This window comes from Enterococcus sp. DIV0756, assembly GCF_051710745.1.
Classification (GTDB): domain Bacteria; phylum Bacillota; class Bacilli; order Lactobacillales; family Enterococcaceae; genus Enterococcus_A.
In genome coordinates this window covers 234,239-250,886 of record NZ_JBIOLF010000001.1, presented here as the reverse complement: position 1 = coordinate 250,886, position 16,648 = coordinate 234,239, and the positions used below count along the sequence as shown (strand labels likewise).

13 protein-coding genes are annotated in these 16,648 nt (G+C 41.4%); 3 read left to right on the top strand and 10 right to left on the bottom strand.

Annotated elements, in window-relative coordinates; genetic code table 11:
- Positions 1-15 precede the first annotated feature (15 nt).
- Positions 16-2,277 carry a bifunctional glutamate--cysteine ligase GshA/glutathione synthetase GshB gene (gene gshAB / locus IGI44_RS01265; protein ID WP_438785930.1) on the bottom strand — a complete coding sequence of 754 codons (2,262 nt, stop codon included), beginning with the start codon at positions 2,275-2,277 and terminating at the stop codon, positions 16-18.
- 172 nt (positions 2,278-2,449) lie between these two features.
- On the opposite strand from gshAB, the gene IGI44_RS01260 reads away from it, so the two are divergent.
- The gene (locus IGI44_RS01260) at positions 2,450-2,647 is read left to right on the top strand and encodes a hypothetical protein (protein WP_438785929.1); all 198 of its coding nucleotides are present in this window, start codon (positions 2,450-2,452) and stop codon (positions 2,645-2,647) included.
- A 131-nt stretch (positions 2,648-2,778) separates the two neighbouring features.
- Here the strand turns inward: IGI44_RS01260 and ftsY are convergent, their stop codons facing one another.
- Genes ftsY through rnc form a run of 4 tightly spaced genes read right to left on the bottom strand, consistent with a single transcriptional unit; the run spans position 2,779 to position 9,305 of the window.
- Complete coding sequence (gene ftsY, locus IGI44_RS01255) at positions 2,779-4,155, bottom strand: signal recognition particle-docking protein FtsY (RefSeq protein ID WP_438785928.1); 1,377 nt, start codon at positions 4,153-4,155, stop codon at positions 2,779-2,781.
- A gap of 13 nt (positions 4,156-4,168) precedes the next feature.
- Complete coding sequence (locus IGI44_RS01250) at positions 4,169-4,984, bottom strand: Cof-type HAD-IIB family hydrolase (RefSeq protein ID WP_438785927.1); 816 nt, start codon at positions 4,982-4,984, stop codon at positions 4,169-4,171.
- On the bottom strand, positions 4,981-8,574 hold the full coding sequence (smc, locus tag IGI44_RS01245) for a chromosome segregation protein SMC (protein WP_438785926.1): 3,594 nt from the start codon (positions 8,572-8,574) through the stop codon (positions 4,981-4,983). Before smc ends, IGI44_RS01250 begins: the two co-directional genes overlap by 4 nt.
- A gap of 35 nt (positions 8,575-8,609) precedes the next feature.
- Positions 8,610-9,305 carry a ribonuclease III gene (gene rnc, locus IGI44_RS01240; protein WP_438785925.1) on the bottom strand — a complete coding sequence of 232 codons (696 nt, stop codon included), beginning with the start codon at positions 9,303-9,305 and terminating at the stop codon, positions 8,610-8,612.
- Positions 9,306-9,471: 166 nt separating this feature from the next.
- Here rnc and IGI44_RS01235 point away from each other — a divergent pair, with 166 nt between their 5' ends.
- The gene (locus IGI44_RS01235; protein WP_438785924.1) at positions 9,472-9,975 is read left to right on the top strand and encodes a cysteine hydrolase family protein; all 504 of its coding nucleotides are present in this window, start codon (positions 9,472-9,474) and stop codon (positions 9,973-9,975) included.
- Between the two features lie 41 nt (positions 9,976-10,016).
- The gene (locus IGI44_RS01230) at positions 10,017-10,622 is read left to right on the top strand and encodes an HAD family hydrolase (protein ID WP_438785923.1); all 606 of its coding nucleotides are present in this window, start codon (positions 10,017-10,019) and stop codon (positions 10,620-10,622) included.
- 54 nt (positions 10,623-10,676) lie between these two features.
- Here IGI44_RS01230 and acpP read toward each other — a convergent pair whose 3' ends face one another.
- From acpP to IGI44_RS01205, 5 genes are all read right to left on the bottom strand, one after another.
- Complete coding sequence (gene acpP / locus IGI44_RS01225; RefSeq protein WP_034875629.1) at positions 10,677-10,922, bottom strand: acyl carrier protein; 246 nt, start codon at positions 10,920-10,922, stop codon at positions 10,677-10,679.
- Between the two features lie 116 nt (positions 10,923-11,038).
- Positions 11,039-12,040, bottom strand: a complete 1,002-nt coding sequence (gene plsX, locus IGI44_RS01220; protein ID WP_438785922.1) for a phosphate acyltransferase PlsX — start codon at positions 12,038-12,040, stop codon at positions 11,039-11,041.
- Positions 12,041-12,288: 248 nt separating this feature from the next.
- Positions 12,289-14,322, bottom strand: coding sequence for an ATP-dependent DNA helicase RecG (recG, locus tag IGI44_RS01215; protein ID WP_438785921.1), 2,034 nt, complete (start codon positions 14,320-14,322; stop codon positions 12,289-12,291).
- 119 nt (positions 14,323-14,441) lie between these two features.
- Positions 14,442-16,124: a DAK2 domain-containing protein gene (locus tag IGI44_RS01210; RefSeq protein WP_438785920.1), complete on the bottom strand. Its 1,683-nt coding sequence runs from the start codon at positions 16,122-16,124 to the stop codon at positions 14,442-14,444.
- A gap of 29 nt (positions 16,125-16,153) precedes the next feature.
- On the bottom strand, positions 16,154-16,516 hold the full coding sequence (locus IGI44_RS01205; RefSeq protein WP_438785919.1) for an Asp23/Gls24 family envelope stress response protein: 363 nt from the start codon (positions 16,514-16,516) through the stop codon (positions 16,154-16,156).
- Positions 16,517-16,648: the final 132 nt, after the last annotated feature.

Sequence of the window (16,648 nt, the reverse complement as noted above, 5' to 3'; positions counted from 1 at the left end):
CAGCGTGGATTTATTTTAGATGTTCATTTCAGGATATAAGAAACGCAGCACATCCATCGTTAATCGTCGACTCTTACCGGCGTAAGGATAAATATGCATATGCATCATCGGATTGAAATTGGCTTCGATAATCCCGTAATCCATATGAGATTCATAAGGTTTAGCTATATCAGGAATGATCAAATCAATGCCGCTGATACTAGCCCCTAATACCTCTACTGCATCGATTGCCAATTGTTTATAACTTTCATCAACCTCATCGGTAACATCAATAGAATCTCCGCCAGTTGATACATTTGAGTTCTCCCGCAGGAAGACTTGATGCCCTTTTTCAGGAATACTGTCAATCCGCAACGCTTGCTCTTTAAGCATCAACTGTTCCAATTCACCTAATTGGATTTTTTCCAATGGCGACCGGTGATTCATCCCCCGTAATGGGTTCGCATTTTTTTCAGCCACTAGTTCTTCAATAGAGTGTTCACCATCACCAATGACATTCGCTGGTGTTCGTAACAAGACTGCCTTTACTTGATGATCAATTACAAAGAAACGATATTCCGTCCCTGGAAGAAATTCTTCAATAATCACTTCATCGTCTTCGGCAAATGCTAAGGATAAACCAGTATTAAAATCGGTTATGGATGTCTCACCTTTGAAGATTGTGATACCTAAACCAAAATTTGTTGATTTTGGTTTAATAACGAATGCTTTTTGCGCAAAACGCGGATAGGCTTTCTTGGCTTCTTCCAATGAACCAAAGGTTTCACCATCTGGAACGCGGAATCCCGCTCGCGCCAGCACCATTTTCGTAACTGTTTTATTCGCCATTAACAATGGTGCAATATACGTATCTTTGCTGGTCATATTCCCATTTTTGACAAATTCTTGGTGTTCGCCATGCTGCAATTTCACGAATTGATCTTGTCGATCCAATACCTCTGTCTCAATCCCTTTTTGGATCGCATCGAATAATAAATTCTGTGTCGATAATTCCATTTCTTGGAAACCAGCTAATTGATAGGGACGCTCCCATGCTTGTGCATAAAATTGACGCCCTAGCTCTGTGGCCACTGCCGCTTGTCCTTCGGCTTCATCTAAAGCCAGAATTCTTGCAGCCAATGTTTCCTTTGGCTGACTCAACCACGTTTGATATTTCTCTAACAGTTCGACCCCATCTACTTCTAAAGCAGCAACCATTTGCAGCATCTCAGTAAAAATTGCTTGTCCTTCTGTTAAGTAGGCTGTTGGCTTTGCAGGATGCTCTAACGAAACCGCGTCACTGATGCGGTTACCTTCAGCCACCCATTCATCCGCTGGTAATTTTTCGTCTGTCCATAGCAAATAGAGCATAAACAAATGAATGAACTCGATCTCATCTGCATCGATTCCAACACGGTCAAACGGATTCAAATCAATATTTCGCAACTCTACATAGCGAATCCCTGTGTGGAAAAGATCTGCAACCTTTTTACCGCCTCTCATCCGAATCGGTGCATAAAATTCTTTTTCTTCAGACAAACGACCTAAAGCAACATTCTCAGCGAGATCTTCACTATACCGAGACAAGGTTTCATAAGAGACCTGCACATCTGGCTTATTCACATAGCCAAAATGACTAGTACGAATACTGCGAACAGGTTCTTTAGGACGATCTTCATCCTCAAAATAGCGAGCCTCACTTAATGGACTAGCACCAAATAAATAGGTCAGCAACCAACGATAACGCAAAAAGTTACGAGCAATTTTCATATATAGACGCGTCTTGAAGTCTTCCATCGAAACTTCTTCCTCACAGGCTAAATGCAATTGTTTGATCAAATCTAGGCCATATTCAAAATTAAAATGAATACCGCTTACCATTTGCTTCCGTTTGCCATATTCACGAGCCAGATAACGACGATATAAGACATCTGCGTGGCGTTCTAATTTCGCAATCTGGATATCTCCCTCTTTTTCTGGAAGTGCAGGTGGCATAGAAAACGGCCACATCATCTCATCCTTCGGCATACTTCGTTGTGCGACATCGTGAATTGCTTCTAAATAAGCCAACACCTCATCAACAGATTCAGTGACTGGCGTGATCAACTCTAATTGTGTTTCAGAAAAATCCGTTTGGATATAAGGATGAAAACTGCGATTTCCCACAGATGTTGGATGATCTGTCTGTACCAAATCCCCGTTCAGGGTTACCCGCTGACTTTCCTTTTCGATCCCATAACGCGCTTGCAGCAAAAAAGGCTTCACCTTTTCTTGTGCCATCATTTTTTTTGTATTCATTTGTCCATAGCCCTCCCAGCTACATTATATAGAAGTATATCCAGAAACAGAACGGAAATGCTTGAAAAAGAGATAGTATTCAAGATGAAAATATGATTAAATAAAACTAACAATAAGATTAATCAAAAGATAATAACAAACATAATTTTTATACGGAATGGAGGCCTCGCTTATGCAAAAAGAAAAGCCGTCACTTATTCATGATGCGTCTCATTTATGTCAAGATACTGAGTCCAAGGAATTTGTGATGTTGCGTCCTCATCGTCAGCATCAATTTCATTGCGACGAGGTTCAAAAGATAATGGACGCCAATGCACGGAAAAATAATGTTAGCTTACATGTCCCACCTTATTTTCAAGACATGCACTAGCTCATTTTGATGTCTTTGTTTTCCAAAATCAGAAAAATGATCCCTATTTTCACTGTATAAATCATTTTGCTAAACAACTTGAATTTGCGACTCATAAAAAGAACTGTTGAGAATTCCTCAACAGTTCTTTTTTACTCTTCCTGCAATAACCCTTTAAACAAACCAACAGCAAAATCATTTGGATTAAAGGCTTCCAAATCATTTAAGCCTTCACCTAGACCCACTAATTTCACTGGCAGATGAAGCTCATTACGGATTGCTAGTACGATTCCGCCCTTAGCCGTTCCATCCAGTTTCGTTAGAACCAAACCAGTGACGTCAGTGGTTTCTTTAAATTGACGTGCTTGAACCAAAGCATTTTGTCCCGTTGTCGCATCTACCACCAGCAGTACTTCATGGGGAGCTGATGGAAACTCTCGTTGAATGACACGTTTAATTTTCTCCAGCTCGTTCATCAAATTGACCTTATTCTGCAATCGTCCCGCAGTATCAATCAGTAAGATATCATAATTTTCTTTTTTCGCCTTATCAACCGCATCAAATACAACAGCTGCCGGATCGCCGCCAGCATTGCCACGAACAACTTCCACACCGGAACGTTTGCCCCAAACGACTAGCTGATCAATCGCTCCCGCACGAAATGTATCGGCCGCAGCCAGCAAGACTTTCTTACCTTCATTTCGATATTGGTTCGCCAATTTACCAATGCTGGTAGTTTTTCCTGTACCGTTCACACCAACAAATAGGATCACACTCAAGCCATCCGCTTGCAGATTGATCTGATTATTTTCATTGATTCCTTCAGCTTCATAGATGTCTACCAATTTTTCAATGATGACATTTTGAACTTGAGCAGGCTTCTTGGCATTTTTCAGTTTGACTTCCTGTCGCAATGAATCCGTCAATTTGATCGCAGTGTCGAAACCGACATCAGCACCGATTAGGGTTTCTTCCAAATCTTCGAAGAAATCCTCATCCACCCGACGAAAACGAGCAAACAATTCATTCATTCGTTCGCCGAAAGATTTCCGCGTTTTCTCCAACCCTTTATCGTATTTTTCTTGGACAGTCTCTTCCGTTTCCTCTGGTTCTGCTGGAACCGTATCTTCTAGCTCTACGTCTGCCTCTAGGTTTTCTTCCGATTCTAGTTCTATTGATGCTTCTTCAACCTTCGCTTGTTCAACAGATACTTCTTCACTCTCAGCTGCTGAATCAGCGGATTCTTCCATCGGTGTTGTTTCAGAACTTTCTAATTCTTGTGTTGGTGCTGCTTGCTGTGAAAGCGCCGTTGACTCCTCAGCTTGTTCAGGTGTTTTTTCTAAAGGCTCTTCGCTTCTATCCGCCTCAACATCAGTGTCCTCATTACTAGGCGTTTCCGCGGTTTCACCTGTCTCCGCACCATCTTCGCTTTCGGAAATTGCTTGATCTTCGACGATTTCTTCTTGCTTTTCAGGTTCTTCGTTTTGTTCACCACTAAAGGCTTTTTTTATGCGGTCAAATAATCCCATGTAAAATCCCCCCTTAATTCAATTCATCGAATACAAATTTTTGGATGGCATGCGCGACACCATCTGCTTGATTGGTTCTGGTCACAAAATTGGCTGCCGATTTAACACCATCAGTGGCATTTTCCATCGCTACACCCATACCTGCATAATTAATCATAGATAAATCATTTGCTTCATCACCTAAGGCCATCATTTCATTCGCTGCGATCCCAAGATGTTCGCCTAGAACAGAAAGACCAAAGGCTTTGGTCACGCCTTTTGGCATAAATTCTAATAGATTTGGTCGTGTTTTAAATATCTCAAAGCGTTCATATTCTTCTGTTGGGATCAACGCCATCTGCTGATCTAGATAGTCCACATCCACAGCCGATACAACTTTATTGTATAGCGCATCCTCTCTTAATGCTTCTAGCGTTTTCGGAACATAAGTTAACGCCTTGTTCATGGTTGGATAGATTGAGGGATGAGCCGCCGCTGTTTCAAATTGAAAACATAAGGCGTCTGACAAAACATCCATTGGTAAATCAATCTTCGTCAGCAACTGATGGATGTGTTTTACATCCGCCAAATCCATCGCGGTCTTGCCCAAGATTTCACCTGTATTGGTTTGTATCAATCCACCATTGAAGGTAATTGAATAATCATCCGCATCAAGTAAGTTCAGCTCCGTTAAATAATCCTTGATGGCAATCAAAGGGCGTCCGGTACAGATGACGATCTTCACCCCACGAGCTTTCGCTTTTGCCAATATTTCTTTATTTTTATCGGAGATCGTCTTGGCATCTGTTAACAGAGTACCATCTAAATCAATCGCAATTAATTTTATCATTTCCGAAGCTCTCCTTCTTTTACTTGAAATTTCCCATCTTCCTTTACTTCTTCAAGGCGTACTGAAATGATTTTCGAAACGCCAGATTCTTGCATCGTAACACCATAAAGTACATCTGCGGCTTCCATCGTCCCTTTTCGATGAGTAACGACAATAAATTGAGTGTCGTTTTGAAAGGCACTTAGATAGCGACCAAAACGAGCAACATTGGCTTCATCCAGCGCTGCTTCGACTTCGTCTAACACACAGAAAGGTACGGGACGAACTTGAATGATCGAGAATAGTAAAGCAATCGCCGTCAATGCCCGTTCGCCACCAGAAAGCAGAGACAAACTTTGTAATTTTTTCCCCGGCGGTTGTGCTTCAATCTCGATACCCGTATTCAATAAATCATCTGGATTCGTTAACACAAGCTCTGCTCGACCACCACCAAACATATTCGGAAAGACCACATTGAATTTTTCACGAATTGCTTGGAAAGTCGTGAAGAAACGCGTTTTAACTTCATCATCCATCTCATCCATCGTTTCGAACAGTTGCTCCTTCGCTGACAACAGGTCATCCCGCTGCGTCGTTAGGAAGTCATAGCGTTCTTCCACTTGTTGGTATTGCTCGATGGCGTTTAAATTCACCGGTCCAAGTTTTTCAATCGCTTGCTTCAACCGACTAACTTCCGCTTGTGCAGCTTGCTGATCAATCTCAGGATCGGCTTGTGCTTCCGCGCCTTCGAAAGTCAAACTGTATTCTTCTTGTAAATAAGTCAAAGCGTTGTCCAATTTCAGCTCATAGCGATTTTTTTGCACATCTGCTTGCGATTGTCGCGCCAATAGTTGTTTTTGCTCACGATTGGCTTCAGTCAATCCACTATCTGCTTGATCAACTTGCTGTTGCAAACTTTGACGCATTTCCTTCCAAACAACTAGCTGTTCCTGTAAATGCTCTCTTGCAGTACCCAATTCTGTCAAACGTTGGTTCAAACTTTCTTCTGATTCTTCATGATCCGATGAATCACTAGAAAGTGCTAATAACTGATTCTCTAAGTTGACAATCTGATTGGATAACTCGTGGATCTGTTCTTCAAAGCCCAGTGCTTGTCGTTCTAAATATAATAGTCGCTCGTCTAATACCGCATAATCTGCTTGTAAACGACTCAACTCAGCATTGATGCTCGCACGTTTTTCTTCTAGCTGGTCGCTCTCTTCATTTAGCTGTCTAATTTCTTGATTAATTTGATCTTGTTGGGTCTTCAATTCAACTTGTTTGAATTCCAATGCTTCCTTTTGTACTTGGTACTCATTCAAGAAGCTTTCCAACTCTTTCGCTTCATAAGAAAACAAACTTTGTTCTTTTTGAAGACGCGTCAATTCCACTTCAACACGTTCTTCACTACTTTGCGCTTCTTGGTAAGATAAACGAGTTTGTTCACCTTGTGTTCGCAATGTTTCCAACGTTTCCGTTTGCTGGGCTACTTTTGTTTGTAAATCACGAACAAGCTTTTCTTTCACCTGTAACGCCTGATTGATTTCTTCATAGCGTTTGGTCCATTCAGCTAGTTCATGTCCTTGATTAAATAAATTCCCACGATTTCCTTGCTTCGTAGCACCACCAGTCATAGAGCCGCCGGCATTCATCACGTCTCCATCTAAAGAAACTACTCGAACTTGATAGCGCAGTTGCCGAGCTAGCTGATTCGCACTATCAAGATCCCGAGCGATCACAATCGCTCCTAGTAGGTTCTGCATGACTGGAGCAACATTTTCTGAAAAAGTGACTAAATCACTGGCTACACCTAAGAATCCTTCTGTATCTTTGATCGCTTGATATTGGTGAGCGCCTAAACTACGTGGTTTAATCGTCGTCAATGGTAGAAATGTACTCCGTCCACTACGTTGCTTTTTCAAGAAAGTGATTCCCTGGCGCGCATCCTTTTCATTTTCTACGATGATGTGTTGCGCTGACGCTCCCAATGCCGTTTCGATCGCCAATGTGTACTTCTGAGGTACTTCAATCAGCTCTGCCACCGCACCAATAATCCCGCTCAATTGATCTTTATGCTGTAAAACACTGCGAACCCCTTGATAAAAACCGCTATAATTCTCCTGAATCTCCTGCAGGCTTTTTTGTCGCGCTCGCGCTTGCTGAACTTGACTCATCATGTCATACATCAGCTGTTGTTCTTTTTGTAACTGCTGTTGCGTCGAATTTTTTTCTTCGGCTAAAAGACGATAGTTTTCTTGTTCCTCTGTTAATTGTGTTTCAAGCGCTTTAGTTTTCATTTGCGCTGCACTTTGCTGTGATGTTAATTCTTCCAGTTGTTCTCGCAACTCTTCAAAACGTGTCACGCTCTGCTGGTTCTTAGCTGTCTCTTGCGTGTATTGACGTTCTAAATATTTTAATTCATTGCTGACATTCACGGTCTCTTGCATTAATTCAACGTATGTACCGCGGAGCTCTTCCAATAACTCTTTTGGCGATTTTTTGTATTTCTCCGCTTCATTCGTCAATTGCTGGATTTTTTCTTCTAAGGCGATTTTTTCAGCTTGCTTTTCCGCCTGCTGCGCTTGAACTTCTGTTAAGTTCGCTTGTGCATCGTCCTTTTTCTTGCGCTGTTCGGCTAATGTGTCGCGATATTCAGCACTCGTTTTTTGCGTATTTTTAGAACGTTCGCTTATTAAAGCCTTCTGTCCTTCCGCTTGCTTTAATGCTTCGGATAAATGCAGTAATTGTTGTTGCCCAGTTTCCAGTTGCTCATCCAAAGAGCCGCGCTTTTCTCTTAGTATGCCTAACTGCTGTTCTGTTTGCTGGATAAAACGACCTTTTTCTTCGACCGTCTTAGATAGCTCCTCGAAATCTGTCTTCGCTGATTCCCAAGAATCGCGTGTTTGTTTGATCTTTGCTACCGTTAGACTGACATCTGTTGCCGTCAATTCTTTTTTAAGCGCCAAAAACTCCTTGGCTGCTTCACTTTGAGCAGCTAAAGGAGTCAGCTGATCTTCCAATTCATAGATAATATCTTGAACCCGACTTAAATTATCTTCTGTCTCAAAAAGCTTTTGCTCTGCTTTGCGTTTGCGTTGCTTGTATTTCAACACGCCCGCCGCTTCTTCAAAGATTCCACGGCGATCTTCTGGTTTACTGGCGAAGATCGCCTCGACTTTCCCTTGGGAAATAATCGAAAACGATTCTTTTCCTAGACCAGAATCCATAAATAAATCTTGGATATCTTTCAGGCGACAGGCTTTTTTGTTTATAAAAAAATCACTTTCACCTGTTCGTCGATAGCGTCTTGTCACACTAACTTCACTAAAGCCTAATGGCAAGTAATTGTCGGTATTATCCAATACCACGGTTACTTCCGCGATATTCAACTGTTTTCGTGATTCTGAACCAGCGAAAATGATATCCGGCATCTTACCGCCCCGCAGACTTTTCGCGGACTGCTCTCCAAGCACCCAGCGAATTGCTTCAGTGATATTACTTTTTCCGCTGCCATTTGGTCCAATGACCGCTGTCACGCCTTCTTCAAATTCGATCTTGGTACGATCAGCAAAAGACTTAAAGCCAGCGATCTCAATTCGTTTTAAATACAAAATGTTCCTCCTAAAATTTTCCCAGGAAATATAGATTAGTTTGCCGCGATCTTTGCCAACGCTTTTTCTGCGGCATCTTGTTCTGCTAGTTTTTTCGATTTCCCTTGACCTGAACCAATCAATTGATCATCCGCATACACGTCAATCGTAAAGATTCGTTCGTGTGCCGGACCCTCCTCATTAACTAAACGATAGTCGATCGTTACATCGCCGCTTTTTTGCAATACTTCCTGCAAACGAGTTTTATGATCCATTTCACGCGTAAAAACGCCTGCTTCGATTTTTGGAAAAACGACTGTTTGAATAAATCGCAACGCCACGTCGTAGCCTTGATCCAAATATAAAGCCCCTAAAAAAGCTTCAAATAAATCACACAACAAGGCTGCTCGATCACGTCCGCCAGAATTTTCTTCGCCCTTACCTAACATAATATAGTGATCAAAATGACACTCTTTCGCGAATTTCGATAAGCTCTCTTCTCGTACGATTGCCGAACGCAGACGTGTCAAACGCCCTTCCGGCAAGTTGGGATAATGATGATACAAATAGTCCGATACTTGAATTTCTAAGACAGCGTCCCCTAAAAATTCTAACCGTTCATTATCTGAAATATTCATATTACGGTGTTCATTCACGTATGACGAGTGGGTAAACGCCTGCTCTAACAAGTTCACATCGTGAAAGACGATGTCGTAGTTTTCTTTTAATTCATTGATCAACTGTGTATCCATGGGCTCATTCCTTTTTTTGAGATTTCCATCACGCTTTATTATACTGTTTTTTCTGTGAATTTTAAATCAGAAGTCGCTATAGTAAGAAATTTTCAAAGATTTATTGAACTTTTCTCTCCTTGCCCCTAAATAATGCTAAAGTAGAAAAAACGACCGGAGGAATTCGATGCCAAAACTTTCTGATGCTTTATTGATTATTGATTTACAAAAAGGGGTATGCTTTGATGGAAAAACGATTGATCATTTTTCTGAGTTAATGGCCCTTGTTAATCAACGCATCACCTATTACCGAGAACAAAATAAAGTGATTCTCTTTGTTCAGCATTGTGACGAAGACTTAGTACCACAATCGCCAGCATGGGAATTTGTCGAAGAACTAGATTATCAAGAGCATGATCTTACTATTCAAAAGACACATGCAAATTCCTTTTACCAGACGAACTTGCAAGAACTATTACAGCAAAAACACATTAATAGTCTGGAAATTTGCGGTGCTCAAACGCAGTTTTGCATTGATACTACCGTCAAATTTGCTCATGGATTAGGCTACCGATTAACAATGTTGAAAAATGGTTCAACTACTTTTGACAATGACTTTCTCTCTGCTAAAGAGACCATCGCTTTTTACGAAACTATTTGGGATAGGCGCTTTTTACAGCTTATTCAATAAAAGGAATGGACAAATTTATCCAACGAATAGGAGGGCTTTTAATGATAAAAAATATTGTGTTTGATTTAGGAAATGTTTTAGTTGATTTTGATCCCCCGCGTTTTGTCATGGAAAAAACTGCAGATAAAGAACAACAAAAGATGCTTATGTCTGAAATTTTCGATTCGGTAGATTGGTTGCGTTTCGATAAGGGGACGATGAATAGAGAGGAACTTCTAATCTCCGCAAAATCACGACTCCCAAAAGAATTGCATGCTTTAGCCGAAGACTTGCTAGACACTTGGTATATAGGACTGAACGCTATACCACAAATGGAAGAACTTCCTAAACGTTTGAAAGAAAAAGGATTGTCTCTTTATATCCTCTCTAACGCGCCACAGGATTATTATCTATATGAAGATAAGGTGCCAAATCATGAAGCTTTTGACGGTATTTTTATCTCTTCAGACTGGAAATTGTCTAAACCTGAACACGAAATTTTCCGCACCTTTTACAGCCATTTCCGTTTAAATCCGGCCGAGTGCTATTTCATTGATGACTCAGCTGCCAATATCCTAGCTGCTGAAGAGACTGGGATGTATGGTTTTCACTTTAAACGAAACTTCTCCGCGTTGGAAAAAGAACTGACTCGTCTCGGGATTTTATAGTCATCCAAACAAAAAAATAGTGCGCCAGCAAGTTGCTGGTGCACCATTTTTTTGTTAAGCTTGGTTGTTTTCCATAATGTAATCAACTGCAGCTCCAACTGTTTCAATTTTTTCAGCGTCTTCATCAGAAATTTCTGTTCCAAATTCATCTTCTAATTCCAAAACAAATTCCATGATACTGATTGAGTCTGCATTTAAGTCGTCTTTGATACTCAATTCAACCGTCACTTTATCTTTATCGATTTCAAAGTGATTTGAAATTATTTCAGCAACTTTGCTAAATACTTCTTCACGAGTCAACAACATTCACCTCCACCTGATCAACTAATATTCGTCTATGTTTTACCAGAAGGTCACAGTTCATTTTACTGATGTTTGATTGCTTTGTCTACCTTTTTCACGAAATTGGCGTGGCCTTATTCACCTTTTGGTGTTTCAAAAAACTGGACCAATTGCCCAACAACGTTCGTATCTAACATCGTATAGATTTGATCGATGGTATTCGCTACTGCTTCAGGACCAGTAGAACCATGAGTTTTGATCACCGGTGCCTTAAGTCCGAATAAAACGGCGCCACCATGAGAGGAATAGTCCAATTTATCTTTTAGCCCATATAAAGTATCCTTCAGCATAAGCGCACCCATTTTGCCTTTGACTCCAGCATCATTGATACTGCCCTTGATCAAACTCATCAAGCCCATTGCTGTTCCTTCAATCGTTTTTAGTACCGCATTGCCAGTAAAGCCATCCGTTACCACGACATCGGCGGCACCATTTAACAGTTCACGCGCCTCTACATTGCCGATAAAATTGATACTCTCTTCTGCTTTCAAAAGCTTAAAGGCTTCTTTCGTCAACTCACTACCCTTTGTTTCTTCTGTACCATTGTTCAATAATCCAACGCGAGGATTTTCAATTCCACGAACATGCTTCGCATAAAACGATCCCAAGATTGCATATTGATGGATATGCTCTGCTTTATTTTCAGCATTCGCGCCTAAATCTAGCATATCAAATCCACTATCCCCATTTAAAACTGGCAATGTAGACATTAATCCCGGACGTTCAATTCCTTTAATTCGTCCTACTACAAACAAACCAGCTGCCAATAATGCACCGGTATTTCCTGCTGAGAAAATCGCATCCGCTTTGCCTTCCTTGACCGCTTGAGCGGCTAGAACCATTGAGGCATTTTTCTTGCGACGGATCGCCTTTACGGGTTCATCATCACTATTGATTTTTTCATCCGTATGAATGATCGTAATATTTTTTTCGTTCGTCACATATTGGCGGATCGCGTCTTCTTTTCCATATAGTTGAAATTCAATTTCCGGATGATTCTTTTGTGCTAACATTACACCTTCCACGATCGCTTTTGGTGCAAAATCGCCGCCCATTGCGTCTACAGCAATTTTCATGAGAATAATCTCTCCTTTTTCGTTTTAATGTATTTATTTTTCTTTTTAAAAAATAAGTTTGATTCTCAAGCCGTATACTATTCCTCTAATATGCTAAAGCATCAAGAGGAACTAGCATCCTTTTTCGTTTTAATGTATTTATTTTTCTTTTTGAAAAATAGCCAGAGTTTTAAGTCTGATATCTGTCCGTCTTCTCTGATATAGACAGGGGACGGATTGGTCTCCAATTTTTCTACAGTATAGCATACTCAATCGAAATATGTTTCTCCCGTTTCAGTAGGCTTCAACGCTGCTGCTAGTGGTGCGAAAGCTGACTGCTGACGCCAATTTTCAACTTGCCAAATTTGATTGGCTTCCTCTCGTGCCACTTCTAAGACATTCGCATCATTTACCAGATCGGCGATCAAAAATTGCGGCAACCCAGATTGACGGAACCCGAAAACCTCACCAGGCCCACGTAATTCTAAATCTTTTTCACTCAATACAAACCCATTGTTAGTCTCGGTCATGATTTTCATGCGCTCTTTACCCATGTCATTTTTCGGGCTTGCTACCAAGATACAATAAGACGCATCCGAACCACGTCCGACTCGTCCCCGCAATTGATGCAGCTGGGCCAAACCAAAACGATCCGCATCCATAATAAACATTACCGTTGCGTTTGGTACGTTGACTCCGACCTCAATGACAGTCGTTGAAACTAAAATCTGACTTTGATTCTCTTTGAATTCTTCCATGATTGTTTCTTTTTCCGCATTCTTCATTTTCCCATGCAGCAAACTGACTTGATAAGTAGGTGCATAGTATTCCTTCAAATGCTCGTAAATCTCTGTCGCATTTTTTACATCCAATGCTTCTGACTCTTCAATCAGAGGACAAATCACATACAACTGGTGTCCCGCCTGCAATTCCTGCTTCGCCCAATCCAACGTATGTTCCAATTGTTTTGGCTTAATCCAACTGGTTTTGACAGGTATTCGTCCTGCCGGCATTTGGTCGATGATTGAAACGTCCATTTCGCCGTAAGCCGTGATTGCTAACGTTCGGGGAATTGGTGTTGCAGTCATAAATAAAACGTCTGGATGCAGCCCTTTTTCCCGCAAGACGCGTCGCTGGTTCACACCGAATCGATGCTGTTCATCTGTAATGACTAATCCTAAATTCGCAAACTGTACATCATCTTGGATCAGTGCATGAGTCCCAATCACCACATCTATTTCTCCACTTTGCAGCCCTGCTAAAATGGCACGTCGCTCTTTGGTTTTGGTAGAACCAGTTAATAATGCCGTTGTCAGTTCCAATGGATCAAATAATTGATTTAGGCTTTCCAAATGCTGCTGAGCCAAGATCTCTGTCGGTACCATCAACGCGCCTTGGAAACCAGCTGTCATGGTAGCATATAAGGCGATCGCCGCCACAACTGTCTTCCCACTCCCAACATCTCCTTGCAGTAGACGCTGCATATGCTTCTTGCTTCGCAGGTCATAGCAAATTTCGTTGGTTACGCGTTTTTGGGCGTCAGTCAATTCGAAAGGCAGCTTTTGCGTAAACTGCTTCAAGCGTTCGACATCATAACGGATCGCGATTCCGTTCTTCTCACTACGTTCACTTTTCTTCAATCCTTGCATCCGCATTTGAAATAAGAAAAATTCTTCAAAGACTACTCGCCGTTTTGCTTGCTGGTTTTCCTTTGGGTCTTTAGGAAAATGCATTGCCCGCATCGCCTGTTTCCTTGGCATTAATCGATATTTTTCTAATAGATAATCTGGCAAGTTTTCTGTTACCTGATCGCCAAATTTTTCAAATCCTACTTTGATTAAATCGACTAAGGTACTTTGACGGATAGCCTTAGTCACGTGATAGATTGGCGCGTATTCCTCCGACTGCTTACCACCTAAAATCTTCATTCCAGTCAGTGATTTCCGCTTAGCATCCCATTTTCCATAAACTGCCAATTCTTCGCCGACTTCGACTTTATCTTTTAAATAAGGCTGATTAAAAAAAGAGACCATGAAGACTGCGTGATCCTGCATCATTCGAAACTGCAGTCGGCTTTTTTTGTACCCAAAACGACTGACTACAGGGGCTGAAACAACTACGCCTTTTAACGTGACTTTTTCTTGATCGTTGATCTCTAATAAATTTTTCTCCTGAATGTCCTCATAACGAAAAGGATAATAGCTCAACAAATCCTCGATTGTCATGATCCCTAAGTCAGCTAACGTTTGCGCACGCTTCGGCCCTACGCCGGGCAGCACTGATACAGATTCTTGCATCGCCATCGAAACCCTCCTTTCAAACAAGGTACGTGATTCATCTCTCTAGTACGGTATAAAAAGCGTAACTGACAAAAAGGAAGCGAGCCAGATATTCTTGGCCCACTCCCTCCGACTTTTTAAACTTATTCTGCTGAAAGCAAGTATGGATAGACTGGTTGTTTCCCTTGATGGATTTCAACCTCTAAATCTGGATAGCTTGCCTCGATTGCTTCACTCAATTTTTCGGCTTCAGCTTGCGAGCCTTCTTCACCGACAATAATTGTAATGATCTCAATATCTTCACTGATCATTTTATTCAAGGTATCTAACGTTGCTTGATATTTATCTGCTTCAGAAAGAACGATCTTGCCATCGACCATACCTAAATAATCGCCCTCGTGGATCTCTACACCATCAATCGCTGTATCGCGAATTGCGTTTGTGATTTGACCACTAACTACAGAGTCTAACATCTCAGTCATTGCTGTTTTATTCTCTTCCAAGTTTTGTTCTCCATTAAAGGCCAACATCGCTGTCATCCCTTGAGAGACTGTTTTACTTGGCACGACTGCTACAGGTACATCAGCAACTTCTGCTGCTTGATCAGCTGCCATAAAGATATTTTTATTATTTGGCAAGACAATGACTTGATCCGCATTGACTTCCTTGATTGCTTTCAAGATATCTTCTGTACTTGGATTCATCGTTTGTCCGCCACTGATAACGTAAGCAGCACCTAGGCTCTTGAATAATTCTTGAACCCCTTCACCGGCAGCAATGGCAATCACTGCGTATGGCTGATGTTCTGCTGGAGCTGCTTCGAAAGCAGCGACTTCTTCATCATGCTCCAAAATGGTTTCATGCTGTTGCCGCATATTATCGACTTTGACTTTGATTAATGCACCAAATTTTTGTCCATAATTCATGACTTCTCCTGGATGCTCTGTATGCACGTGCACTTTGACAATCTCATCATCGTTAACAACTAACAATGAATCACCGATGCCATCCAAATAGTTACGGAAAGTATCATAATCAAAGTTGCTGTCAACAGTTGGACCTTCGCCTAGGCGAACCATGATTTCAGTACAGTAACCAAATTTAATATCTTCTGTTGCCAATTGACCTTGCACACTGCGATGATGCTCCGCGTTAACCATTTCATCCATTTCAGCTGGACTTGGCTCATACGTGTCATCCGCTTGGAATTCGCCATTCAACGCACTTAAGAAGCCTTCATAAATGAACAATAGTCCTTGTCCGCCACTATCGACTACGCCGACCTCTTTCAAAACTGGCAACATATCGGGAGTTTTATCTAATGCTTTCTTCCCGTATTTAACAACAGCGGCCATCACTTCGATCACATCATCCGTTTGTTTTGCTCTGCGTTCGCCTGCTTTTGCTGATTCACGCGCTACTGTTAGGATGGTTCCTTCTACGGGTTTCATCACTGCTTTATAAGCTGTTTCCACTCCATGAACTAAGGCTCTCGCTAAATCCTCGGCATTTAGTGTATCCACATCTAAGATCGCTTTAGAAAACCCGCGGAATAATTGCGACAAGATAACACCAGAATTTCCCCGGGCCCCCATCAACAATCCTTTCGCTAAAACATTAGCTAATTCACCAACTTTTTCTGAAGTAGAGTTTACTACAGCCGTTGCACCGCTGGTCATGGATAGATTCATATTGGTCCCAGTATCACCATCGGGAACTGGAAAAACATTTAACGAATTGACATATTCTGCATTGACTTGCAGACGTTTAGCGCCAGCCTCAACCATTTCTTGGAATTGACTCGCGCTGATTTCTGTTACCTTCACTTACTTAGTCCTCCTTAAGAACGCTGCCTTTAATCTGGCAGAACACGTACACCTTGAACATAAACATTCACTGAATTGGCCGTAACCCCAAGCATCGTTTCCAAATTGTATTTCACTTTTTCTTGGACATTGCGCGATACTTCAGAGATTTTCGTGCCATAGCTGATAATCGTATAGACATCAACTGCGATACCGTTCTCTTCTTGACGTACAACGACGCCACGTGAATAGTTTTCTTTTCTTAAAATTTCTGTGATATTGTCTTTGATTTGATTTTTACTAGCCATCCCGACGATACCAAACACGTCAGTAACTGCACCGCCGACAACCGTCGCGATGACGTCGTTTGAAATTTCGATCATACCAGTCTGTGTATTAATTTTCACAGCCATAGTTGTTAGCCTCCTTAAACAGGCCTAATCGCCCATTTTTTCTACTATAATAGTTTATCATAGCCCTATGACAAATAAAAGAAAGTTCCATTGCGATTTGCTGATAGGGCGTTCCTTGTTCAACACAGGTTT

Excerpts from the sequence above, each read along its gene's own strand:
- gshAB (WP_438785930.1), bottom strand. The coding sequence starts at position 2,277 with ATGAATACAAAAAAAATGATGGCACAAGAAAAGGTGAAGCCTTTTTTG.
- IGI44_RS01260 (WP_438785929.1), top strand. The coding sequence starts at position 2,450 with ATGCAAAAAGAAAAGCCGTCACTTATTCATGATGCGTCTCATTTATGT.
- ftsY (WP_438785928.1), bottom strand. The coding sequence starts at position 4,155 with ATGGGATTATTTGACCGCATAAAAAAAGCCTTTAGTGGTGAACAAAAC.
- IGI44_RS01250 (WP_438785927.1), bottom strand. The coding sequence starts at position 4,984 with ATGATAAAATTAATTGCGATTGATTTAGATGGTACTCTGTTAACAGAT.
- rnc (WP_438785925.1), bottom strand. The coding sequence starts at position 9,305 with ATGGATACACAGTTGATCAATGAATTAAAAGAAAACTACGACATCGTC.
- IGI44_RS01235 (WP_438785924.1), top strand. The coding sequence starts at position 9,472 with ATGCCAAAACTTTCTGATGCTTTATTGATTATTGATTTACAAAAAGGG.
- IGI44_RS01230 (WP_438785923.1), top strand. The coding sequence starts at position 10,017 with ATGATAAAAAATATTGTGTTTGATTTAGGAAATGTTTTAGTTGATTTT.
- plsX (WP_438785922.1), bottom strand. The coding sequence starts at position 12,040 with ATGAAAATTGCTGTAGACGCAATGGGCGGCGATTTTGCACCAAAAGCG.
- recG (WP_438785921.1), bottom strand. The coding sequence starts at position 14,322 with ATGGCGATGCAAGAATCTGTATCAGTGCTGCCCGGCGTAGGGCCGAAG.
- IGI44_RS01205 (WP_438785919.1), bottom strand. The coding sequence starts at position 16,516 with ATGGCTGTGAAAATTAATACACAGACTGGTATGATCGAAATTTCAAAC.